This window comes from Pseudomonas sp. 05N36, from assembly GCF_056397385.1.
Genome location: NZ_JBFTNH010000001.1, coordinates 423,894 through 445,057, shown reverse-complemented (window position 1 = coordinate 445,057; position 21,164 = coordinate 423,894). Strand labels below are relative to the sequence as shown.

At 59.0% G+C, this 21,164-nt stretch carries 19 protein-coding genes and 2 pseudogenes; 7 read left to right on the top strand and 14 right to left on the bottom strand.

Annotated elements, in window-relative coordinates:
- Positions 1–9 precede the first annotated feature (9 nt).
- Genes AC1DIH_RS02005 through AC1DIH_RS01995 form a run of 3 tightly spaced genes read right to left on the bottom strand, consistent with a single transcriptional unit; the run spans position 10 to position 1,755 of the window.
- Positions 10–270 (bottom strand): phosphopantetheine-binding protein, encoded by a 261-nt coding sequence (locus AC1DIH_RS02005; RefSeq protein ID WP_054595267.1) that lies wholly within the window; start codon positions 268–270, stop codon positions 10–12.
- Positions 251–1,060, bottom strand: coding sequence for a lysophospholipid acyltransferase family protein (locus AC1DIH_RS02000; protein ID WP_477770400.1), 810 nt, complete (start codon positions 1,058–1,060; stop codon positions 251–253). Before AC1DIH_RS02000 ends, AC1DIH_RS02005 begins: the two co-directional genes overlap by 20 nt.
- The gene (locus AC1DIH_RS01995; protein ID WP_477770399.1) at positions 1,036–1,755 is read right to left on the bottom strand and encodes a beta-ketoacyl synthase chain length factor; all 720 of its coding nucleotides are present in this window, start codon (positions 1,753–1,755) and stop codon (positions 1,036–1,038) included. The genes AC1DIH_RS02000 and AC1DIH_RS01995 overlap by 25 nt, the downstream gene beginning before the upstream one ends.
- A 359-nt stretch (positions 1,756–2,114) precedes the next feature.
- On the opposite strand from AC1DIH_RS01995, the gene AC1DIH_RS01990 reads away from it, so the two are divergent.
- Positions 2,115–2,885 carry a ParA family protein gene (locus tag AC1DIH_RS01990; RefSeq protein ID WP_477770398.1) on the top strand — a complete coding sequence of 257 codons (771 nt, stop codon included), beginning with the start codon at positions 2,115–2,117 and terminating at the stop codon, positions 2,883–2,885.
- A gap of 143 nt (positions 2,886–3,028) precedes the next feature.
- Here AC1DIH_RS01990 and trxC read toward each other — a convergent pair whose 3' ends face one another.
- The 6 genes from trxC to tssD all read right to left on the bottom strand — a co-directional run bounded on the left by trxC (position 3,029) and on the right by tssD (position 8,508).
- Positions 3,029–3,463, bottom strand: a complete 435-nt coding sequence (gene trxC / locus AC1DIH_RS01985) for a thioredoxin TrxC (RefSeq protein ID WP_477770397.1) — start codon at positions 3,461–3,463, stop codon at positions 3,029–3,031.
- A gap of 112 nt (positions 3,464–3,575) precedes the next feature.
- A complete protein-coding gene (locus tag AC1DIH_RS01980) occupies positions 3,576–3,803 on the bottom strand; it encodes a hypothetical protein (protein WP_477770396.1) in 228 nt (75 codons plus the stop codon).
- A gap of 47 nt (positions 3,804–3,850) precedes the next feature.
- Positions 3,851–4,177 carry a DUF6124 family protein gene (locus tag AC1DIH_RS01975; protein ID WP_477770395.1) on the bottom strand — a complete coding sequence of 109 codons (327 nt, stop codon included), beginning with the start codon at positions 4,175–4,177 and terminating at the stop codon, positions 3,851–3,853.
- A gap of 247 nt (positions 4,178–4,424) precedes the next feature.
- The gene (locus AC1DIH_RS01970) at positions 4,425–6,896 is read right to left on the bottom strand and encodes a toxin VasX (protein ID WP_477770394.1); all 2,472 of its coding nucleotides are present in this window, start codon (positions 6,894–6,896) and stop codon (positions 4,425–4,427) included.
- Positions 6,896–7,468 carry a DUF4123 domain-containing protein gene (locus AC1DIH_RS01965; protein WP_477770393.1) on the bottom strand — a complete coding sequence of 191 codons (573 nt, stop codon included), beginning with the start codon at positions 7,466–7,468 and terminating at the stop codon, positions 6,896–6,898. The genes AC1DIH_RS01970 and AC1DIH_RS01965 overlap by 1 nt, the downstream gene beginning before the upstream one ends.
- Positions 7,465–8,508, bottom strand: a complete 1,044-nt coding sequence (gene tssD, locus AC1DIH_RS01960) for a type VI secretion system tube protein TssD (protein WP_477770392.1) — start codon at positions 8,506–8,508, stop codon at positions 7,465–7,467. Before tssD ends, AC1DIH_RS01965 begins: the two co-directional genes overlap by 4 nt.
- 443 nt (positions 8,509–8,951) lie before the next feature.
- Here tssD and AC1DIH_RS01955 point away from each other — a divergent pair, with 443 nt between their 5' ends.
- Both AC1DIH_RS01955 and AC1DIH_RS01950 read left to right on the top strand, forming a co-directional pair.
- Positions 8,952–9,248, top strand: coding sequence for a type II toxin-antitoxin system HigB family toxin (locus AC1DIH_RS01955; RefSeq protein WP_477770391.1), 297 nt, complete (start codon positions 8,952–8,954; stop codon positions 9,246–9,248).
- Positions 9,245–9,646: a helix-turn-helix domain-containing protein gene (locus AC1DIH_RS01950; protein ID WP_477770390.1), complete on the top strand. Its 402-nt coding sequence runs from the start codon at positions 9,245–9,247 to the stop codon at positions 9,644–9,646. The genes AC1DIH_RS01955 and AC1DIH_RS01950 overlap by 4 nt, the downstream gene beginning before the upstream one ends.
- A gap of 6 nt (positions 9,647–9,652) precedes the next feature.
- Here the strand turns inward: AC1DIH_RS01950 and selO are convergent, their stop codons facing one another.
- The 5 genes and pseudogenes from selO to AC1DIH_RS01925 form a co-directional block, all read right to left on the bottom strand.
- Positions 9,653–11,116, bottom strand: a complete 1,464-nt coding sequence (gene selO / locus AC1DIH_RS01945; protein ID WP_477770389.1) for a protein adenylyltransferase SelO — start codon at positions 11,114–11,116, stop codon at positions 9,653–9,655.
- Between the two features lie 58 nt (positions 11,117–11,174).
- On the bottom strand, positions 11,175–14,522 hold the full coding sequence (gene mscK / locus AC1DIH_RS01940; RefSeq protein WP_477770388.1) for a mechanosensitive channel MscK: 3,348 nt from the start codon (positions 14,520–14,522) through the stop codon (positions 11,175–11,177).
- A gap of 34 nt (positions 14,523–14,556) precedes the next feature.
- On the bottom strand, positions 14,557–16,299 hold the full coding sequence (locus AC1DIH_RS01935) for a potassium/proton antiporter (RefSeq protein WP_427537917.1): 1,743 nt from the start codon (positions 16,297–16,299) through the stop codon (positions 14,557–14,559).
- Between the two features lie 289 nt (positions 16,300–16,588).
- Entirely contained in the window at positions 16,589–17,452 is an 864-nt protein-coding gene (locus AC1DIH_RS01930; protein ID WP_408004026.1) for a methyl-accepting chemotaxis protein, read from the bottom strand.
- Positions 17,444–18,199, bottom strand: a pseudogene (locus tag AC1DIH_RS01925) (MCP four helix bundle domain-containing protein); the annotation flags it as partial. The pseudogene AC1DIH_RS01925 and the gene AC1DIH_RS01930, both read right to left, overlap by 9 nt.
- Positions 18,200–18,489: 290 nt before the next feature.
- On the opposite strand from AC1DIH_RS01925, the gene AC1DIH_RS01920 reads away from it, so the two are divergent.
- The 4 genes and pseudogenes from AC1DIH_RS01920 to AC1DIH_RS01905 all read left to right on the top strand — a co-directional run bounded on the left by AC1DIH_RS01920 (position 18,490) and on the right by AC1DIH_RS01905 (position 21,056).
- Positions 18,490–18,720 carry a hypothetical protein gene (locus AC1DIH_RS01920; RefSeq protein WP_019691434.1) on the top strand — a complete coding sequence of 77 codons (231 nt, stop codon included), beginning with the start codon at positions 18,490–18,492 and terminating at the stop codon, positions 18,718–18,720.
- The gene (locus tag AC1DIH_RS01915) at positions 18,717–19,019 is read left to right on the top strand and encodes a cell division protein ZapA (protein ID WP_145018461.1); all 303 of its coding nucleotides are present in this window, start codon (positions 18,717–18,719) and stop codon (positions 19,017–19,019) included. Before AC1DIH_RS01920 ends, AC1DIH_RS01915 begins: the two co-directional genes overlap by 4 nt.
- A gap of 54 nt (positions 19,020–19,073) precedes the next feature.
- Positions 19,074–20,189 (top strand): annotated as a pseudogene (locus AC1DIH_RS01910) (HAMP domain-containing protein); the annotation flags it as partial.
- 21 nt (positions 20,190–20,210) lie between these two features.
- Positions 20,211–21,056, top strand: a complete 846-nt coding sequence (locus AC1DIH_RS01905) for a methyl-accepting chemotaxis protein (protein ID WP_477770523.1) — start codon at positions 20,211–20,213, stop codon at positions 21,054–21,056.
- Positions 21,057–21,164 lie beyond the last annotated feature (108 nt).

Here is a 21,164-nt window from a genome sequence, read left to right as displayed (position 1 = left end):
GGTCCGGTCTCAAGCTGCCTGTTTTGCAGTGACGAACGCCGCAAGGCTCGCCACGTTGGTGAAGTGACCACGAGTGTCATTGGCATCGGCGTCGATTTTGATGCCGTACTTTTTCTGGATCGCCAGGCCGAGCTCCAGTGCGTCGACCGAGTCCAGGCCCAGGCCTTCGCCAAATAGCGTCTGCTCGTCGCCGATGTCCTGCACGCCGATGTCTTCGAGGCCAAGGGCGTCAATGATCAGCAGTTTTATTTCAAGCTTCAGATCGCTCATCTTCGGCGAGCTCCTTAATAAAGTAATGGTGGAAATAATCGTTGAGCTTGCGCGAGGCCTGCGGTGCAGGGCCCAGCGCTGCGAAGGCCTGTGGGTCTATATCGGCCCCGACACGGAAACTGAAGTGCACGCGACGTTTGGGGATCCGATACCAGGGCTCGGCCTTGGTCAGGGTCGTGGGGCTGACCTTGATGACCACCGGGGTGACGATTCTCGCACCGCGCAGCGCAATTGCTGCCGCGCCCCGATGAAAGGCCGGTGGCTGGCCGGGTTGGGTGCGGGTGCCTTCGGGAAAAATGATCAGGGTCTGGTCGCTTTTCAGTGCGTCGGCAGCAGCGTCGAGCATCTCCATGCTGCCGTCGTTGCTGATGTACCCGGTGCGGCGTAGCGGGCCGCGTGTGAAAGGATTCTCCCAGAGGCTTTTCTTGACCACGCAGTTGGCGTGGGGCACCAGACCAATCAGGAACACGACGTCGATCAACGATGGATGATTGGCGATGATCATCTGTCCCGGACGCCCGAGTTTTTCTGCGCCCTGGATGTCGTAGGTCAGCACCCCCGAGCGGGCCATGAACCGGACAAAAAACCAGAATATCCGGCTGACGGTATAGCGCGCCCGTTGCCGATGGGTCTGGACATCGCCCGGCAAGCAGCTCAACAGCGGCAAAACCATCAATCGCAGGCACAGCGCGCCCAACCCGAAGAAGGTGAAGCTTGCGGCAGTGGCCAGCAAGCGCCAGTAATAGGCGTCGCGGTTTTTATCGGTTACTGGTTGCGTTGCCAGGTCCATACACGATTTTTCCAGGCATGTTGGCAGGTGGTCTGCTGGCCGAGCAGAGTACTCAACAGATTCAGCGCATGGGGCCAATGGGGTTTGGACAACGTATCCGTGGTGCTGTTCAGAGACAGCTGCCACTGATTTCCGGGCGTGATCAACAGGCCGACTGCATACGGGAACGGCACATCGTCGATCCAGGTCGAGTAGGCTTGCGGCGGTTGTTCTTCGGTGATCACCAGCAGTACCGCCGGCGCGCCTTCTTCAAGCAGCGCCGCAGCCTCGAGCATGCCGTGTTCAAGGCCATCGCCGGCCGCGGCGAGGGCGGTCATTTCGCTGGTTTCGCCGCGCAAGATCGACCACAGGCCGATGACGGCGTTGTGCACCGACAGACTGAACTGAGTCGGCGACAGCGGCTGATCGGCGGCCAGGTCGTTGAGAATCTCGAAGGTGCGCGGAGTTTCGCCGTGACGAGAAATGAAGACCAACGGTAGCTGTTCGTGACCCTCGGCCAACGGCCAGCCGACACTCAAGGCCATCCGCGCCAGACGGCTGAGTCGCCGACGCTGCATGGCCGGCAAAAACGATACGTCGGGGGCGGCATCGCTGTTCTCGAGCACGACCGGTTGTCGGCTCCAGGCTTGCCAATCGTCCACGCTTTCGAGCCCAGGGGCCCAAGCGCGCCATTGGGCGATATTGAATTTGATCACTGAAAATTCATCCCGCCCCTGCGGGCTTCCTTGACGCGGTGAGTCGATTGACCGGCGACTGACCCGGCATAACGCTACCGCCGAGTGGCGCGCATTATCCCGGTGCGGCGGGCTTTCAGCAAATACTGGCCCCAATTTGTTCGGTGTGCCATGCCGTTTATCCGCGAAAAAGCTGTCGTTTTGCCATTATTCGGTTTTTAACAGACGTATCTGTCAGTCGATTCATCACTCAAAGAGCGAAGTCGGACGGTTTTTTGCCGAGATTGCAGCTGACCGTGCAGTCCGACTGCCAACGAGGTAGCGAAGCAGCGGTGTCGGCAACTACACTCGGTCATTCTTTGATACACGGAGGTTTTGACATGCGGCGCGTGGTGTTCAATCAGAAAGGTGGCGTGGGCAAATCCAGTATTGCCTGCAATCTGGCGGCGGTCAGCGCCAGCGAGGGCTATCGCACGCTGCTGGTGGATCTCGATGCCCATGCCAACTCCACTCAGTACCTGACAGGTTTGACCGGCAACGACATCCCGATGGGCATTGCCGACTTCTTCAAACAGACCTTGTCATCCGGGCCGTTTTCGAAGAAAAACCAGGTCGATATCTATGAAACCCCGTTCGACAACCTGCACGTGGTCACCGCCACGGCCGAGCTGGCCGACCTGCAGCCCAAGCTTGAGGCCAAACACAAGATCAACAAGCTGCGCAAACTGCTCGACGAACTGGCCGAAGACTACGACCGGATCTACCTCGACACCCCGCCAGCGTTGAACTTCTATGCGGTGTCCGCGTTGATCGCCGCCGATCGCGTGTTGATTCCCTTCGACTGCGACAGCTTCTCCCGTCAGGCGCTGTACGGCCTGCTGGCGGAAATCGAAGAGTTGAAGGAAGACCACAATGAAGAGCTGCAAGTCGAAGGCATCGTGGTCAACCAGTTCCAGGCCCGCGCGAGCCTGCCGCAGCAGATGCTCGACGAACTGATCGCCGAAGGCCTGCCGGTGCTACCGGTGTACCTGGGCAGCTCGGTGCGCATGCGCGAATCCCACCAGGCCAACATGCCCCTGATCCACCTCGACCCCCGGCACAAACTGACCCAACAATTCGTCGAACTGCACAACCTGCTGGAAAACGCCTGATCCCTACAGACAACACAGAACCAATGTGGGAGCGAGCTTGCTCGCGATAGCGGTCTGACAGCCAACATCTCCGTTGAATGTCACGCCCTCATCGCGAGCAAGCTCGCTCCCACATTGAGTTCAGGGTGGCTTTGAGATCGTCGTCAGATCCCCTGACTACGCAACCAGCTCATCAACTGTGGCAGCGGAAACGCCCCGCTCTGACGCGCCACTTCCCGACCGTTCTTGAACAGAATCAAACTCGGAATCGAACGAATCCCCAACTGCGCCGACAACTGCTGATTCGCCTCACTGTCCAGCTTGGCCAACCGACACTTGCCCGCCAACTGCCCCGCCGCCTGCTCGAACACCGGCGCAAACGACTTGCACGGCCCGCACCAATCGGCCCACACATCCACCAGCAACGGCAGATCGCCCTTGATCTGACTGGCGTAATCGCCTTGCGTCAGCTCGAAGGGTTTGTTCAGCAGGACGTCGGCTTTGCAGCGCCCGCACTTGGGGTGGTCACCCAGGCGCTCGGCGGGGATGCGGTTGAGGCCGTTGCAGTGGGGGCAGGGGATCAACAGGGGGGCAGACATGAAGGGGCTCCGGAAAGTGGGCAATGCAACCAATCTGGAGCCGAGGCCATGGATTATCAAGGTGTGCAGGCGAGAGCAAAAAAATGGGCGACCTCAAGGTCGCCCATATTCATTACGCCGAAACCTGCGCCCGCAAGCGTCGCCCGATGACGTCCAGCATGTCGCAGCCGTCGCGCAGCGTAATGACAAGCGCCTGCGTAACCTCGTGCAGAGCGAAAGTTTCCAGCAGTTGGGTGGTGCTGCGGATGCGGAAGGCCGCTGATTCGTGCAACACATCGAGCGGGGCTTCGGTGTCGATCAGCAAGGAAGGGACGCAGCAGTCCACGCCGGTGATGGGCATGTATCAAGATATGGGAAACACTCCATTCGATAAACCAACGCGGTCCGTCAGTGGACGACGGACGGATTGAGCCGGCTGCCCGCCGAATCGGGCAGGTCGAGGTTCTCCAGTGCTCTGTTCACCAGCAGCTCGCCCAACACGATCATCTGCTGAATACCCAGCGCAACATTGCGGTGCGCGCCTTCAAGCTCAAAGGCCAGGTCGGTGGTCATCGCGTTGAGCGAGGCCAGGGTTTCGCTGGCGTGGATTAGCAAGGTTTCGGTGTCGATGTTGGGGGTGACGGTGAAGATGGGGCTGGGACGTTGGGTCGGGTTTTGGGTGTCGAGGGGATCGGTGGCGGTGAGGCTGAGTGGTTTGAGGGTGATCTTCTTCATGGTGAAGCTCCCTGAGCTATGGAGCCGCATAGCGGCATTTGCATGCCTTGATACTGCTCAGGCTGTCAAAACGGGCCGCCGATTTTGTGGCGACTCATGAAGACTATCCGCGTGGTCGATTTGGGACAAGTTCACCCAAGGCGCTACAGAGTGCGGGAAATGTCCTAGGACCAGGGGCGGGAAATTCAGATAAGTGAGCCGAGCGAACGAGTGCGGTGGTTTGGAGCTAAATGTGATCATGCTTCAGTTATAGATTTGTCCGTTGCTGCTCAAGATCAATCAGCCGAGTGGTAGGCCCGTCTGCCTGCAACCRCTCAAGGACTATTTTCGGCCAGCGGTTACGTGAGCGCTGTTTTGCGATTTTATAGGTGAAGTCTTGAACGAGGTTCAAGGGATGAAAAAGCAGATTCCCCAAAAACATCGCGACATCAATGCCGCTTAAGTAGTTTTTACCACCCGCCGCAACTTTTTTCTCAGCGATGATTTGACGGGTATGACCAAGAAATTCCGACTGCTTAAGATTGGCTGCAAGCTGACTTTTTACGAATGCGTCGGAGTCGCTCGGGTTTCCGTCTTGGTCAAACCACGGGCCGTTGTTCATGTACGAACGGATGTACTCCCAAAAGCCCTTTTGCATCTGCAGGGTCTTTCCTATGGGCGACCCCACACTGAGAGCCATATTGATAGCGGCTGTGTCGAAGTCTCCAGACTGGTAGGTATCGAATGCATCTATCCCATAAATAATGATGTCAAAACCGGAAACGATAGTTTGGAGTGCTGCCGTGGCAGTAGCTAGGCCTAAGGCTTTCGTGAGTGCTAGTCGAGCACTTACGGATTCTTTTCCAGTCTCTTTTAATGTGGATTCCCAATTAATTTCTGCTACTTTCTGTAGGACCGCGCTTGATGCCGAGGTTGCACCGAAAAAACCGCCGATGAAGCTCAGCATGTTCTTTGCGGAGTCGGAATTTCGGTATTCCCTTACTCCCCACCCGAAATTAACCGCGGCCATCAGTGCTACGACGCACTTGATAGGGGCTTTATCCATCGCGTCTTTACTGAGGTTGAGCAGATTTTTCAGATTGGTCTCAGGCGTAACCAATTCAGCAATCGATGGCAGCTTTCCTCCCACGATCTTTGCTGCTGGTGCTGGAACCAACATAAAAAATGGCAGTGCGTCCTGTACTGCGGAGGCAACTGCAGTCAGTTTCAGTTTTGAGGGTGGGGCGACTTGCCGAGTGCCCATCAAATCACTCAGCCATTCCCCCACCTGCTTCGGGCTGACCTTAGCTGTTTCAAAGCGTTGCCCGCCACGAGCCATGGCGGCGCCCATGTAGAGCTTGGCCGCGTTGCTCGCAGGTTTGGTAGTGTCATTCAGCTCTGCCCCCGCAACGGGTGCCAATGACAGGAACAATGCTTCCAGTGCCGGAGCAGGATTGTGTGCCATCAGTTTGTCAGCGGCATGGTTGATCGCTGCGGACAGAGCCATTGCTTTGCCCATATTGGCGGCAGCTTTACCTATTGTTGCGGCGTTATCGTTGATGCCATCTGACACATCTACGAGCGATTTCATATCGCCAACGCTCATGCGTTTGCCCAGCCCCAACAATGCCCACAACAACCACGGACTACCCGCTGTCTCTTTCTGTGGATCCAGTGCTTGGCCAATGGCCTTGGCGCTCAGACTGCACACAGACGCTCCGAGGCAGGCAGCGGCGAAATTCATTTCGAGTTCTGCACGTTTTGCAGGGTTGGTCATATCAAAGTGGCCGGCGGCGGTATCTATCGTCGCGGGGCCTTTGCTGTGCCGTGTCTTGAACCAGTCATCCCAGAGTGTGGAGAAGCGTCGAATATCGTTTGTGTAGCGCTTCTCTGCTGTCTCTTGCTCTTCCCATACTTTCTTCAGTTCTGCGAAGCGAGTAGCGGAAGGGAGTAGGCCATTGATCTTGGAGTCATTTTCACCCAGTGATTTGAGGGTTCCGGCAATGGCCCAATCTTCAGCGCGCTTTTTACGCAGGTCCTCAAAGGCTTTTTGTTGGGTCCGGATCAACGAGGCCAAGTCATGCCAGACACCCCACGCATCATCAGCAATCACATACGCCTGTTGCTCGCAGCGTTTCATGGCCTCCAGTGTTTGCTCCCACATTGGAGCATCTTTGGTAGAGGGTTCGCAGCTCCATTGAAAGCCTTCTGGCTCTTTGTAGTCACCGATGGCGTCATGAATACGTGCAGCTTTACCGCTCGCAGGTGCGGCGCCGGGGGTGAACGCGCGCATTACCCGCGTGCGGGTAGTGGCTTGGGTTTTAGCGGCCGAGAACTGTTTATCGGACCACTGCGTAGGAGACCAGGCCAGCATTGCCGGGGTGCCGGCAGGAAGCATGAGATAGGGCTTTTTGGAGCTGTCGATGACTTTGCCGCCGCGAGCGGTTTCTTGCAGCATGGCCGTTTCAACAGTGAACTCGATCAACTTCGCCGGGGATGTCTGCCACACATAGAGGTAGCCCGTGCGCAGGAAGCGTGCGATGTAGTTCAGCGGCTTACTGCGGGTGACGGGAGTTTTATCTCCGAGCTCAGGGAAGTCACCGTTTAGCGGTGGCAAGTTCAGGGTGCTAACGTCGAGGCTCGGGGTTGGGCCGATAGCGTAACGCAGCGGCAGGACGGCGGTGAGTAGGGGGCATTCTGCCGGTTTGAAGTCTGATTTTGCAGGCGCTGCCTGGGTCATTACACGGTCTCCTGTGGAGTGTCGGTGTCAGGAGCCAATGCTTCGAGCAACGGCCAGGTCAGAATGATTTGCGCGTCGATACCGCTATCGTTGGGTGCACAATTTTCTTCTGGAGTCGCATTGTTCCAGGTGCGGATGGGCGAACCGTTGTGATGCAGCCACACGTTATCAATCCCGTGCCAGAAACCGATTGGCCAGACCGCTCCGGTTAGCCAAGCCTGACGCAGAGGGGCTGCATCACCAAGACGCAGCCAGAATTCGCGACGGTCCGGGGAGTAGATGCGAATTCTGCGTTGCAAGGTGGTGAATACCTGATTCGGCGTTTGTGGAGTCTGAAGCCAGACGCCGTTCTTCAGGTTTTCATCGCCGTTGTGCCAGGCCTGGTAAATCGAGCTGCCAATGGCCGCGTCGAGCAGAATCGGACCTGCTTCGGCGATGGGGGCGTAAGGCGTACCGATGAGTAAGGGCATGGGTTGATGGCTGGGGTAATGTTGGTAAAACCATGCCAGTGCGTCGTCGAAGTGCGCACCGTCTATCAGCAGAAAACCGTTGCGGCTATCGGTGTTGGTCATTTCGGAGCACCTTTGGCGGCTTTTGCCGCCTCGCAGACCTCACAGACGCCCGCGCGGGCTTGCCTGAAGACTATGTTTTGTTTGACCAACGCTTCGATTGGCATGCCAGCCTTGTCCGCATCCGCCTGCTTCAACGGCCCCGGCAATATCGGCGCAGCACCCGTGCCACCGCCCGGACTACCACCGCTGTTCATGTTGATCACCGGCCCGCTGAGGGTCACGCCGCCAGCGTCGATTTTGATGAAGCTGCCGCCGCCCTTGAGGGTCAGTTCGCTGCCGGCTTCGAGCACCACTTTCAGGCCGCTGCTGAGGTGGATTTCCTGGCCGGCTTCGATGAATTGGCCAGTGCCGATTTTGATGTGCTGGTTCACGCCGACGGTCAGGTGGTCGTTGGCGCGGGTTTCGACTTTGCGGTCTTTGTGGACGGTGTGGTGTTCTTCGGCCTTGAACTTGCTGTAGCTGTTGGCCTCGACGGTGTCGTGGCGTTCGTTGCCGACGCGGATCTTCTGGTCGTGCTCGATGTTTTCATCCCAGTCGCGCTGGGCGTGCAGGAAGATCTGTTCCTGGCCTTTCTTCGGGTGCACCAGTGGCGGTCGGTTCGGCACGTCCCATGGAGTGGCCTGGAAGCGGTTGCGGTAACCCTGGTGGAAGTCGTCCTTGAGGTCGGAGGTGTCGCTGGTCACCGACTCTTCGAGGACTTGCGGCTGCTTGCCTTCGTGAAGGATTTCAGTCAGCAGCCAGAGGTCGTTCCACTTGGCTTTGGGATGCTGACTCAGGGCCAGGAAATGCCCGCTGACGAGCAGCGGCTGCCCGGACTGCGGGTCACGAGGAATGATGACCTGGTGACTGAACGCCTGAACCAGAATCTGATCTTCATGACCTTCCTGATAAACGTTGCCGACCGAGTCCTGACTGAAGTTGCCCTCGGTGATGAAACCTTGCTTGGTGCCGATTAGTGACAGATATGCGGGTGTTGGCATGAATGCTTTCCTTGCCTGATCAATCGAAGGTATCCGGGAGAGGAAAATCGCCCGATGCACACCTGACAGTGATCAAGCTTCATGCCATTTAAATTTAATCTATATAAATCAATAAGTTGAAGATTGTTTAAAACTGGCATCGATGAATCTTCAAGAAAAGTGCGCAACTTCTTGCGCACCACCGCGCAACAACTTGCGCAGTGCCTTGAAAGCCATACAGGCGATGCTGCAAGCCAGATCCAAAGCGGGTTATCCACAGGCATGCTGCGCAAGTTCTTGCGCAGCATGGCCATGTGACTGCCTGGCGTGCATGGCTTCAGAGCTATTGCGGGTGACACGGTAGAAAAGAATGCTCACATGTTCGCCAGCGTCAAAGGGGGCCGTGTATCTAGGCTGGTAGAGCGCATCGAACAGTGCACCGTTGGTCTGCCTGGGTGTATAGCAAGTTGCGATATGAATAGCCCTGGCTTAACCTCCATAGCAGGATGCGATAAGGATGTTGCATGCGTGTGATCACCGAAAAACGAATATGGGAGGCCAAGGAGCAATGGCCACATTCAGCCAATGCGCTGGATCAATGGTATCGACAGGTCAAGAGGAACAGTCCGGGCGACTTTGCGGCGATGAAGGCGATGTTCCCTGCAACCGATAAGGTGGGGGCGTTCCATGTATTCGATATTGGCGGGAACAAGCTGCGCCTGATCGCTGTCGTGCACTACTTGGCGCAACGGCTGTATATCAAGCAGGTGCTGGATCATCGTGAATATGACAAGGGTAAATGGAAGGAGGAGCGTCGATGAACGTTCTGATCAAACAAGCCGCTGAGCACTGGCACTTTGTGTCGCCGTTGCTGCGCAAACCGAAAAATGAGGCTGATTACGATGTGCTCGTCAAGGCGCTCGATGAGTTGCTGGACCTGATTGGTGAAGACGAATCCAGCCCGCTGATGAGTCTGGTGGATATCCTCAGTGACTGGATCGAGGCCTACGACCAGCAACACCGGCCAATGCCTGTGGCCAGTGGTGTTGATGCGCTGCGCTACATGATGCGCGAACACGGCTTGAGTCAGAGCGAGCTGCCGGGTGTTGGCGCGCAATCGGTGGTATCGGAAATCCTGAGTGGCAAGCGCCAGCTCAACCTGCGGCAAGTCCGCTGGTTGGCCGAGCGCTTCGGTGTGTCGGTGGAAACCTTCATCTAACCGCCCTTACGACGAACAGCTGATCTCCAGATGCTTGCCCCACTCAGGTGGGCGCTCGGCGTAGCTGTCCATACCAGGCTGTTCTTCGAACGGTTTGCTCAGTACCGCGTGCAGGCGGCGGACCTCGGTATAGTCGCCATTCTCCGCCGCATCGATGGCTTTCTGCGCCAGATAGTTGCGCAGGATGTAGAGCGGATTGACCGCGTGCATGCGGGCGCGGCGCTGTGCTTGATCGCTGTTGCCGTCGCGGGCGACGCGTGCGCAGTAGCGCTCGGCCCAGGCATCGAAGCCCTTGATATCGACGAAGTCGTCGCGCAAGCGGGCGACGGCGAGTTCGGCGGCTTGATCGCCCAGACGGCGGAAAAACAGGCTGTAGTCGACGCTGCTGTTTTGCATCAGTTGCAGCAGGTTTTCGACCAGTTGCTGGTCGCCTTCTTCGCCAGTGGTCAAGCCGAGGCGACGGCGCATCAGGTCCAGGTAATGAGCCTGATACAGCGGGAAGTACAGGCCGAGGGTTTCGCGCAGGGCTTCGACGCTGATGAACGGTGTCAGGGCCTGGGCCAGTGCGCTGAGGTTCCATTGGCCGATTGGCACTTGATTGCTGAACGAGTAGCGACCCTGATCATCGGAATGGTTACAGATGAAGTTGGCGTCAAAGTCGTCGAGGAAGGCAAACGGGCCGAAGTCGAACGTGACGCCGAGGATCGACATGTTGTCGGTGTTCATCACCCCGTGGCAGAAGCCATAGGCCTGCCATTTGGCGATCAGCTCGGCGTTGCGCTCGACGATTTCGCGGAACATTGCCAGGTACGGTTCCGGCTGTTCGAGGCACTCGGGGAAATGCATCGCCAACACGTGCTCGCCGAGGGCTTTCTGCTGTTCGGGCCGTTTGGTGTAGTAGAAGTATTCGAAGTGCCCGAAGCGCACATGGCTCGCCGCCAGGCGCAGGACCATGGCCGCGCGTTCCTGTTTCTCGCGCCAGACCGGGGTGTTCGAACCGATCACGCACAGTGCGCGGGTGGTCGGGATGCCCAGTGCGTGCAATGCTTCGGACGCCAGAAACTCACGAATCGACGAACGCAGCACCGCCCGGCCATCGCCCATGCGCGAGTACGGCGTTTGCCCGGCGCCCTTGAGGTGCAAGTCCCAGTGTTCGCCGGCCTCGTTGTAGACCTCGCCCAGCAGCAGCCCGCGACCATCGCCCAATTGCGGGTTGTAGGAACCGAACTGGTGCCCGGAATAGACCATCGCCCGCGGCTCGGCTTCTGCCCACAGCTTGTGGCCGCCGAACAGTTCGGCGAACACCGGCGTTTCGGCAACACTCGGGTCGAGGTCAAGCAGGGCCATGGCCGCCGGGCTGGCAACCACCAGTCGTGGTTCGCCGATGGGCTCAGGCAGTACATGAGTTGAGAGCGCGTCGCCCAGGCGGGCGAAGCGGTTGTCGAAGGTCAGTTCGTCGAGGGCTTTCAACGGCCATCTCCAGCAGAATGTCCGAGCATTCTGCTGGGGAATGGCGCGTGGCGTCCAGTCAGTCGAGTTGTACCGATGGCGGCTCGGGTGGGGTCTTGCCTGTATTTGGAGCCTTGGCGGGTTTGACTGCATCGCTGGTCAGCAACAGCTGTTCCTGGCCTGTCAGGTTTTTCAGGTGGATATCCACCTGACGGAAAGCGATGTTGATGTCGTGCTTCTTGAACTCGCTGTTGATGAACCGGTTGATTTCATCGAGTGCCGGGTTACGGTCGCCGAGGTCGCGCACGTGAATACGCAGCTCGTGATCCAGGGTGCTTTCACCAAAGTTCAGGAAGTACACCGAGGGCGCAGGGTCCTTCAGCACGCGCGGGTTTTCCATGGCCGCTCTGAGCAGCAGGGTGCGTACCAGCTCCAGATCAGAATCGTAGCCGACGCCCAGTTTGAGGGTGACCCGGGTCACGGTGTCGGTCAGCGACCAGTTGATCAGTTGCCCGGTGATGAACGTCTTGTTCGGGACAATGATGTCTTTGCGATCGAAGTCGGTGATGGTGGTGGCGCGGATGCGGATTTTGCTTACCGTGCCCGACAGGTTGCCGATGGTGATCGTGTCGCCGATCCGGACCGGGCGTTCGAACAGGATCATGATCCCGGAGATGAAGTTGGCGAAGATCTCCTGCATGCCGAAACCCAGGCCGACCGAGAGCGCAGCCACCAGCCATTGCAGTTTGTCCCAGCTCACGCCGAGGGTCGACAGGGTGGAAACGAAACCCACACCGGCAATCACATAGGTCAGCAGGGTGGTCGTGGCGTAGGCACTGCCCTGGGCCAGATCGAGCTTGGACAGCACCAGCACCTCGAGCAACCCCGGCAGGTTTCGCGCCAGGGCCACGGTAATACCGATGATGATCAGCGCACCGAGCATGTCGCCGATGCTGATCGGCACCATGCTCATGTTGGCACCGACGCCGCTGGTGTATTCGTACAACGTGATGTTGTCGAGGTACGAGAACACCGAGATCAGGTCTTTCCAGACCCAATACAACGCAGCGATGAAGCCGCCGAGCAAGGCCAGGCGGATCAGGCGCAGGGACTGTTCGTTGACTTTCTCGATGTCCAGTGTCGGCTCTTCGACGACCGCTTCACCGTCACCGGCTTCTTTGGCGGCCTGGCGTTTGGTCAGGGCGCGCTGGTAGGCCAGGCGCCGTGCCGCGACGGCCAGGCCGCGCACAAAGGTGGCTTCAATGATCAGCCAGAACATCAGCAGGTACAGGGTGTTGATCAACCGGTCGCTGAGTTTCAGTGCGGTGTAGAAGTAGCCAAAGCACACGGCGATAAACAGGGCGATCGGCAGCACAGTGAATAGAACGCCGACCGCTTTGCGAAACAGGGAGGCGCTGTTATGGGTCGGACTGTTGATCAGCAGGCGGCTGAGCAGCCAGGCCATCAAGGCGTAGCAGGTCAGCACCACGGCGATACCGATTACGTCGTCCGCCAGGGATGCCGGTTGCAATTCGGCAACCGCCACCACGGCGACCAATGCCAGCACCACCAGGCCCAGGCGACGGATCCAGCCGCGGAGGAATTCCACCAGCGGTCTTTCCCAGCGAAAGTGCAGTTCCGCCACTCCACCCGGCGCAAGGATCCGGTACGCGGTGTAGAACACCAGCCACGCCTGGGCAATTTGCAACAGGGCGGCGCCGAGGTTGGCGTTTTGCCCGCGGGCGTCGATCTGCAAGGCGAAACCGCACAGGGCCAGGGCCAGCGACACCGGCATTGCCAGCAGCACGTTGATCAGGATCGCCTGTGGCGTGTGCCATTGACTGTCACGTTTGAAGTGACCGATGTCCTGGTGCACCTTGTTCAGTCGCGCATAGAGGTATTTGCGCCGCCAGACCAGGAAGCCGATCAGCAGCACCAGCGGCAGAAACAGCAGTGGCCGCTGGGTCAGGCCATCGGCCAACTCGCTCAGGCTCGAAGCCCACGGCAGAGTGACGACCTGTTTCTCCAGGCGGTCCGGCACACCGCGCATCCATTCGAAATCCAGCGGCTTGTTGCTGGGAATCCAGAACATCTGCTCGTCGAGGGTTGCGCGCAGGTTCTGAGCGGTAGTGAGCAGTTGTTTCTGGTTCAGTTGCAGGGTGATGGATTCGTTGAGCAGCGCACTCAGTTCGCGGCTCAGGCGTTCCAGCAGGTCGGCGCGGGTGACGGCCAGGTCCAGCAGGGTTTTGCGCAGTTGCGGGGTGACCTGATCGGGCGGCTGGCTCGCCAGCAAATTATCCACATAGGCGCCAGGGGTGGTGATCAGTTCGCGTTGTTGATTGACCTCGAACTGGTACAGGCGAATGTCGGCGATGTCATTGGCCAGGTCCCGATCAAGCTTGAGGCGTGGCAGGGCCTGCTTTTGTTTGTAGAGAATCTTGGACAGCAACAGACTGCCCTTGAGCACGCTGATCTGCTCGTCCAGCGCCGCGTCGCTTTGGGTCACGCTGTCAAGTTGCTGCTTGGTCTGCAGGTTCTGCTGGGTCAGCTCGTTGAGACGGTCGGTGCTTTTGAGCAGGTAGTCGGAGAGCTTGAGGTTGGCGGCGCTTTCCGTGGCCAGCAGGTTGCTGCCGCCGGCCTTTTGCGCTTCGATCGATTGCTGAGTGACAGTCTGTTGCGACTGGGCCAGGCGCTTCTGGTTGATCAGGGTTTGCAGGTCCTGGATCTCGCGCTCCATGCGCGCGGTTTTTTCCTGCAGCAAGTCGTGTTGGCTGCTGCCCAGGTCCTGCAGTTGGCTGTTGCCGGCCAGTTCCTGGCGACGCAGTGGGATCAGCGCGTTCAACGCTGCCAGCTCGGCGTTGAGTGTGTCGCGTTGTTCGTTTGTCAGGGCTTTGCCATTGTCTTTGCCCAGCTTGAGGATGCTGTTGATTTGCAGGATGCGTGTCTGGCTGGTGCTGATCTCGGCCTGGGCGCGCTCGGGGCGGGTCTGGGCGGTGATGATCAGGCTGTTGGCATCGGCCAGGGCTTTTTGCAGATCGCTTTGCTGGGTGCTGCGTTCAGTGAGCATTTGCTCGAGCTGTGGCACCGACAGGTTGGCGTAACGTTGTTCGACCGGTACGACTTTGCTGGCCTTGAGGCGCTCCAGCTCGCGCTGGTTCTCGATGTTTTGCTTGGGCGCCGTGCTCAGTTGCTGCTTGAGGTCGTCCAGGCGCTTTTCGTAATCGTTCCTGTTGGACAGCTGGGTCAGCGTCTGTTGCAGCACCAGTTGCAGGGCTTTTTGATCGGCCTCGGGCAGCTTGCGCTCGGCGATCTTGTCCAGGCTCTTCTGGACAGACTCGGCGGACGGTGGTTCGGCCGCTTGCAGGGTGCCGACGGAGAGACTCAGCCCTAGCAGGGCAATAGCTAAAAATGTGCGCAAAGTTGGCATAGAGACCGATCGAAAACGTAACGAAAAAAGGAGTTTAGAGGAACAATCCGGGGCCCGGGCGACTTCCTTCGGGAAATCTGACGCCCACTTTGGCGATCTTGTTCCCGTCCATGACTGCGACCGTCCAAATGGTGTTGTTCCATTCCACCTGGTCGCCGACCACCGGAGCACCACCGACTTTCTGGGTGATGAAACGACCCAGCGGCATGTCCGGGTCGACCCCTTCGAGTTGCAGCCCGTACAGCGCTGAAACCGCGCCCAGCTGGGCGTCGCCTTCCAGAACGAAGTCGCCGAAGAAGCGCAAGTCGAGGCCTCGTTGCGGCGCCTGGCTGAAGAGTTTTCCGAGTGCCGGCAGGTTGTGTTCATGGCCGATTACGCAGAGCAAATCGCCGACTTCGAGCACTGTACTACCCGACGGATGGAGCAGTTGCTGGCCGCGAAACAGCGCCGCGATACGCGTTCCCTCGGGCATTTTCAGCTCGCGAAGGGCGGCACCGATGCACCATTTCTCCGCGCCAAGACGATAAACGAACAACTCCCACTCGCTGGTGACGTGCACTTCGAGGGCGGCCCGGGAGATCGGCGCGGGTTCTGGCGGGACGGTCACCTTCAGCAGCTTGGCGACCCACGGCAGGCTGGTGCCCTGCACCAGCAGCGAAACCAGCACGATGAAGAACGCGAGGTTGAAATACAGCTGGGCATTCGGCAGCCCGGCCATCAACGGGAACACCGCCAGAATGATCGGTACTGCACCGCGCAGGCCAACCCAGGAGATAAAGGCCTTTTCGCGCCCATGGAAGGCCTTGAACGGCAGCAGGCCGGCCATCACCGAGAGCGGTCGCGCAAACAGAATCATCCACAGCGCCAGGCCGAGGGCGGGCAGGGCAATGGGCAGCAAGTCATGGGGTGTCACCAGCAGCCCCAGCACCAGGAACATGCCGATCTGCGCCAGCCAGGCCATGCCGTCGAGCATGTGCAGAATGCCGTGGCGGCTGCGCACCGGACGGTTGCCGATCACCAGGCCGCACAGGTACACCGCGAGGAAGCCGCTGCCGTGCAAGGCGTTGGTCAGGGCGAACACCACCAGACCGCCGGCGATCACCAGAATCGGGTACAGGCCGGCGGCCAGGTGGATTCGATTGACCATTTGCAGCATCAGCCAGCCACCGCTCAGGCCGATGATCGCGCCGATGCCGAACTCGCGGACCAGGTGCCCGAGCAGGCTCCAGTGCAGACCTGTCTGGCCGCTGGCGAGCATGTCGATCAGGGTCACGGTGAGAAACACCGCCATCGGGTCGTTGCTGCCGGATTCGATTTCCAGGCTGGCGGTCACCCGCTCGTTCAGGCCTTTGCCACCCAGCAGCGAGAACACCGCCGCGGCGTCGGTGGAGCCGACGATGGCTCCGATCAGCAGGCCCTGGATCAGGTTCAGGTTGAACAACCAGGCGGCGGCCATGCCGGTCAGCACGGTGGTGATCAGCACCCCGACCGTGGCCAGCGACAACGCCGGCCATAACGCCACGCGGAAACTCGCGACCCGGGTGCGCAACCCGCCGTCGAGCAGGATTACGGCCAGGGCGAGGTTGCCGACCAGATAGGCGGTGGGGTAGTTATCGAAGATGATGCCGCCGCCGTCGACACCGGCAGCCATGCCCACGGCCAGGATGATTACCAGAATCGGGATCCCGAGGCGGGACGAAAGTGAGCTCACCAGAATGCTCGCACCTACCAGCAACGCGCCGATCAAGAACAGGCTGTTGATGGTCGTCGCATTCAATGGCAGTACTCCAGAAAGCTAAAGGCGGGCGCAAACTGACCATGCAGTCTGCGTGCCAGCGATTCTAACCTGTTGAAATGTGATGCTGTCAAAAAGCTTTTGAAAGCGCTCGACCACACCCGCTTGCGTCGGGCGCGATCACTGTGGCGAGGGAGCTTGCTCCCGCTGGGTCGCGCAGCGGCCCCAAAACAGACGCTGCGGTTTTCCAGAAAAAACTCATCAGCAATTTTACGGCTGCTACGCACCCCAGCGGGAGCAAGCTCCCTCGCCACAGGGTATTCAGTGACCGTTAAAGGCTGAACCGCCCAACCATATTGTTCAGGTCCAGCGCCAAACGCGACAGCTCGTTGCTGGCGGCGCTGGTCTGGTTGGCGCCGGTGGCCGATTGCACCGACAGGTCGCGGATGTTTACCAGGTTGCGGTCAACTTCACGGGCCACTTGGGCCTGCTCTTCGGCGGCGCTGGCGATCACCAGGTTGCGCTCGTTGATTTCGACGATGGCGCTGTTGATGGTGTCCAGCGACAGGCCGGCACCACGGGCGATGTTCAGGGTCGATTCAGCGCGTTCGGTGCTGTTGCGCATCGAATCAACGGCGTGTTCGGTGCCGCTCTGGATACTGCCGATCATGCGTTCGATTTCGCTGGTCGATTGCTGCGTGCGATGCGCCAGGGCGCGAACTTCGTCGGCCACCACCGCAAAACCGCGACCGGCTTCACCGGCACGCGCCGCTTCGATGGCGGCGTTCAGTGCCAGCAGGTTGGTCTGGTCAGCCAGGCCGCGAATCACGTCCAGCACCTTGCCGATGTCGCGCGACTCGTTGGCCAGGTCACCGATCAGCGTGGCAGTGCTCTGTACGTCGGCGCTCATGCGTTCGATGGCGCTGACGGTTTCCTGCACCAGGTCACGGCCGTCACCGGCAGAAGTGGTGGCGTTTTTCGAGGCTTCGGAGGTGCTCACCGCGTTGCGCGCCACTTCTTCCACGGCGCTGGTCATTTCATTGACCGCCGTCGCGGCTTGCTCGATTTCGTTGTTCTGCTGAGTCAGGCCACGGGCGCTTTCGTCGGTGACGCTGTTCAGCTCTTCGGCGGCGGAGGCCAGTTGAGTCGCTGACCCCGAGATCCGCTGCAGAGTGTCGCGCAGTTTTTCCTGCATCTTCAACATGGCCTGCAACAAGCGGCCAGCTTCGTCGCTACCGTCGACGATGATCGGCCGGGTCAGATTGCCCTCGGCGATTTCTTCAGCGGCGCTCAGTGCCTTGGCGATAGGCTGAGTGATGCTGTTGGTCAGCAGCCAGGCAAACAGCAGGGTCAAGCCCGTGGCGATCACCAGCAGGGTCACCACCAGATTGAAGGCGGAGGAATATTGGTCGGCGGCTTTCTGGTTGAAGTCGGCGGCTTGGTCGTTGTTGATCTCCACCAGGCGGTTCAGAGTGGTGTTAATCGCATCGGAGTTGGTCAGCAACTCGGTATTCAGAAGCGTGCGCAGTTCGTCGAGTTGGTTATTACGCGACAGCGTCTTCATCCGGTCTTCAATCTGGCGATACTGAGCCAGCAATTGCACGTACTGGTCGTAGGTCGTGCGTTCCAGAGGGCTGCTGATCAGTTTTTCATAGGCGGTTTGTGCCGAACGGATCTGCTGGCTGCGGGTGTCGAGCAACTCCAAGTTTTTTTGCTGGATATCCGGTTCGCGGTTGACCAGCAGGCGATAGGCCAGAGTGCGCTGGCGCAGGCCGATTTGAGTGAACTCGTCCAGGGCCTTGATACTCGGCACACTGTTCTGAACGATGTCTTCACCGGCAGCGCGAATCTTGCTCATCTGGTTCAAGGCGAACACACCCAGAATCAACATCAGTGCGCCAATCAGGGTGAAGCCTGTGAACGCCCTGGGGGCGATATTCATATTACGAAGGGACATGGTATTCACCATAAAGCGCGCATGGGCACGAGGTCAGAGACGAGGTATGCATGACTTATCGGTCATACGACTAAAGTCTTGAGCCGCTGTGCGCTTTTGTCGCTGATTGTTCGTACTGACGAGCTGTCAGGAACCAGAGCGGACAATCGCAGTCTTTAAAACTCGCAAGCAAGGTCGCCGCCAGGCAAATCAAGGCTTTGCGCCTGAATAACCCTGGCGCCAGTGGTGACTTTTCTTTATCGTACGCGCCCTTTGAAAATGCTCGGAAAATCAAAATGTTGGAAGCATCCCTAAGCCAATTGGAACAACTGGTCAGCGACCTGGTGCAACAGAACCAGGAACTGCTGGGCACGAACGCAACACTGAGCGCAGAACTGGCCCAGGCCAAGGATGAAAACGAAAGCCTGCAACTAAGCCTGATGGAACAGGAAGAGAAGCAGGGCGCCACTGTCGCGCGCATTCAAGCGCTGGTTGAGCGCGTGAGCGCAGGTCCTGTGAACGCATGAGACACGGTGCCGACGGGATAAAAGTCGTCTCGATTCTCGGGGAAGACTATTCGATCAAGGCGCCGGCCGGGGAAGAGCAGACCCTGCTGGACGCCGCATTAATGTTGAAAGCGGTGCTGGCCGAGACCAAAAAGAAATACCCGACCCTGATCGGGGACAAACTGCTGGTGCTGACGGCAATGAACTTGTGCTCGCAGCAACTCGACATGCAGAAACGTCATCAGCGGGAACTCGACCGTTACCAAGAGCAAGTCAGCGCCACGGTTGAAGTGATTTCGAAGACGATCAATCAGGCCTGATCAGCTTGCGCACAACCAAAGAGTATATTGTCGACTGAGTTGTATACAATCGGCATGGCTGTTGCAGTAGTTTTGCCTCTTACTCTTTGGGGGTGCTTCATGCAGTTCTGGCGACGCAGTATTCAATGGCAGTTGATCCTGAGTATGGGCACCGCCCTGCTGGTCAGTATTCTGATCGTGGTCGGCATTTATACCCTGGTGGTCAACCGCCTTGCCCAGCGCTATCTGGTCGAGCAAGCGCTGCCGTCGAGCATCGAAGCGATGCGCAACGACATCGAGCGGATTCTGGTTCAGCCGCTCACCGCAGCCAAGGACATCGCCAGCAACAGCATGGTGCGCGAGTGGTTGGCCGAAGGTGAAAACGCCGACCGGGCCAGCGGCTTCGTCAGCTACCTGGAAGGCATCCGCGCCGAGCACAATGCCTTTACCGCGCTGATCGCAGGCACGGCGTCGGGCCACTACTTCACCGAAAAAGGCCTTGATCGGACCCTCAGTCGATCCAATCCCGCAGACGCCTGGTTCTACGCTTTCCTCGACGGCAACCAGCCGCGCACCCTCAATATCGACAACGACACGGCGACCGGCGAATTGGCCTTGTTCATCGACCTCAAGGTCTCGCAGGGCGGCAAAGTCGTGGGTGTTGCCGGGCTGGGCCTGAGCATGAAGGAACTCTCGGAGCTGATTCACAACTTCAGCTTCGGCGAGCGCGGGAAGGTCTATCTGGTGCGTTCCGACGGGTTGATCCAGGTCCATCCCGAGGCCGGGCTCAGCAACAAACGCCAGCTGGCTGAACAGATCGGCGACTCGGCTGCACAAGCGGTGATGGGCCATCAAGGCCCGACCAGCAGCGGCTTTGTGCGCGATGGCGAAGACTATCTGGCCCTGAGCCTGCCATTGCGCGATCTGGGCTGGACCCTGGTGGCCGAAGTGCCGCAATCGCAAATTTACGCCGAGGCCCGACACGCGATGTGGCTGACCAGTGCCATCGGTCTGGGCGTTGCGCTGGTGTGCCTGTTATTGGTGGTGTTGCTGGCTCGCGGCCTGGTGCGGCCGATCCGGCAGGTAACAGCGGCACTCGTAGCGATTGGTAGCGGTGGTGGCGATTTGACTCACAGGTTAGATTCCAGTCGCGCCGATGAGCTGGGTGATCTGGCTCGAGGCGTTAACCGTTTCCTTGAAAATCAACGCAACATGATCGGCGAAGTGCTGACCACCAGCGAGCGATTGCGCACGGCCGTCGGGCAAGTCGCGCGGGTGGTGGAAAATACCGCCGAGCGTTCCGGACGACAGCAGGAAATGACCGACATGGTCGCCACCGCCGTGCACGAGATGGGCCTCACCGTACAGGAAATCGCGCAGAACGCCGGCAACGCGGCGGTCGCCTCACAAACGGCCCGCGATGAAGCGTTGCTGGCGCGTGAGGTAGTCGGCGGTTCCATTCGGCATATCGAAAGCATGTCCGATGAAATCGGTATTGCTGCTGGTGCCGTTGGCGAATTGGCGACTCAGGTAGCGTCCATCGATCAGGTGCTGGCGGTGATTCGCGGGATCTCCGAGCAGACCAACTTGCTGGCGTTGAACGCAGCGATTGAAGCGGCGCGGGCCGGAGACATGGGTCGGGGCTTTGCGGTGGTGGCGGATGAAGTGCGGACACTGGCACGCCGTACGCAGTCGTCCACCGATGAAATCCAGCAGATGATCGGCAGCCTCAAGCAGGGCGCAGAAAATGCCGTGTCGTCGATGCACTCAGGGCAAGCGGCGACCGGTACCGGCGTCGAGTCGAGCCAGCGCACTGGAGCGTCGTTGACCGCAATTACCGGGCAGGTCGAGCGCATCAGCGACATGAACCATCAAGTGGCGACGGCCACCGAAGAGCAGTCGGCGGTGACCGAAGAGATCAACCGGAATGTGCAGGGGATTTCCGATCTGGCACGGGCTACGGCGGGAGAGGTGAGGGCGTGCCGGGAGGATTGCCAGACGTTGCAGCGGTTGGCGGATGATTTGGCGCAGCAGATGGGTGGATTCAAGCTGAAGTAAGTGTTGATGATGCGTAAGCCATCGCGAGCAGGCTCGCTCCCACACTGACTCTGTAGTGATCACAATATTTGTGAACACTGGAAATCAACTGTGGGAGCGAGCCTGCTC

Excerpts from the sequence above, each read along its gene's own strand:
- AC1DIH_RS02005 (WP_054595267.1), bottom strand. The coding sequence starts at position 270 with ATGAGCGATCTGAAGCTTGAAATAAAACTGCTGATCATTGACGCCCTT.
- AC1DIH_RS02000 (WP_477770400.1), bottom strand. The coding sequence starts at position 1,060 with ATGGACCTGGCAACGCAACCAGTAACCGATAAAAACCGCGACGCCTAT.
- AC1DIH_RS01990 (WP_477770398.1), top strand. The coding sequence starts at position 2,115 with ATGCGGCGCGTGGTGTTCAATCAGAAAGGTGGCGTGGGCAAATCCAGT.
- trxC (WP_477770397.1), bottom strand. The coding sequence starts at position 3,463 with ATGTCTGCCCCCCTGTTGATCCCCTGCCCCCACTGCAACGGCCTCAAC.
- AC1DIH_RS01980 (WP_477770396.1), bottom strand. The coding sequence starts at position 3,803 with ATGCCCATCACCGGCGTGGACTGCTGCGTCCCTTCCTTGCTGATCGAC.
- AC1DIH_RS01975 (WP_477770395.1), bottom strand. The coding sequence starts at position 4,177 with ATGAAGAAGATCACCCTCAAACCACTCAGCCTCACCGCCACCGATCCC.
- AC1DIH_RS01965 (WP_477770393.1), bottom strand. The coding sequence starts at position 7,468 with ATGACCAACACCGATAGCCGCAACGGTTTTCTGCTGATAGACGGTGCG.
- AC1DIH_RS01955 (WP_477770391.1), top strand. The coding sequence starts at position 8,952 with ATGCGTGTGATCACCGAAAAACGAATATGGGAGGCCAAGGAGCAATGG.
- AC1DIH_RS01950 (WP_477770390.1), top strand. The coding sequence starts at position 9,245 with ATGAACGTTCTGATCAAACAAGCCGCTGAGCACTGGCACTTTGTGTCG.
- mscK (WP_477770388.1), bottom strand. The coding sequence starts at position 14,522 with ATGCCAACTTTGCGCACATTTTTAGCTATTGCCCTGCTAGGGCTGAGT.
- AC1DIH_RS01930 (WP_408004026.1), bottom strand. The coding sequence starts at position 17,452 with ATGCAGGAAAAACTGCGCGACACTCTGCAGCGGATCTCGGGGTCAGCG.
- AC1DIH_RS01920 (WP_019691434.1), top strand. The coding sequence starts at position 18,490 with ATGTTGGAAGCATCCCTAAGCCAATTGGAACAACTGGTCAGCGACCTG.
- AC1DIH_RS01915 (WP_145018461.1), top strand. The coding sequence starts at position 18,717 with ATGAGACACGGTGCCGACGGGATAAAAGTCGTCTCGATTCTCGGGGAA.
- AC1DIH_RS01905 (WP_477770523.1), top strand. The coding sequence starts at position 20,211 with ATGATCGGCGAAGTGCTGACCACCAGCGAGCGATTGCGCACGGCCGTC.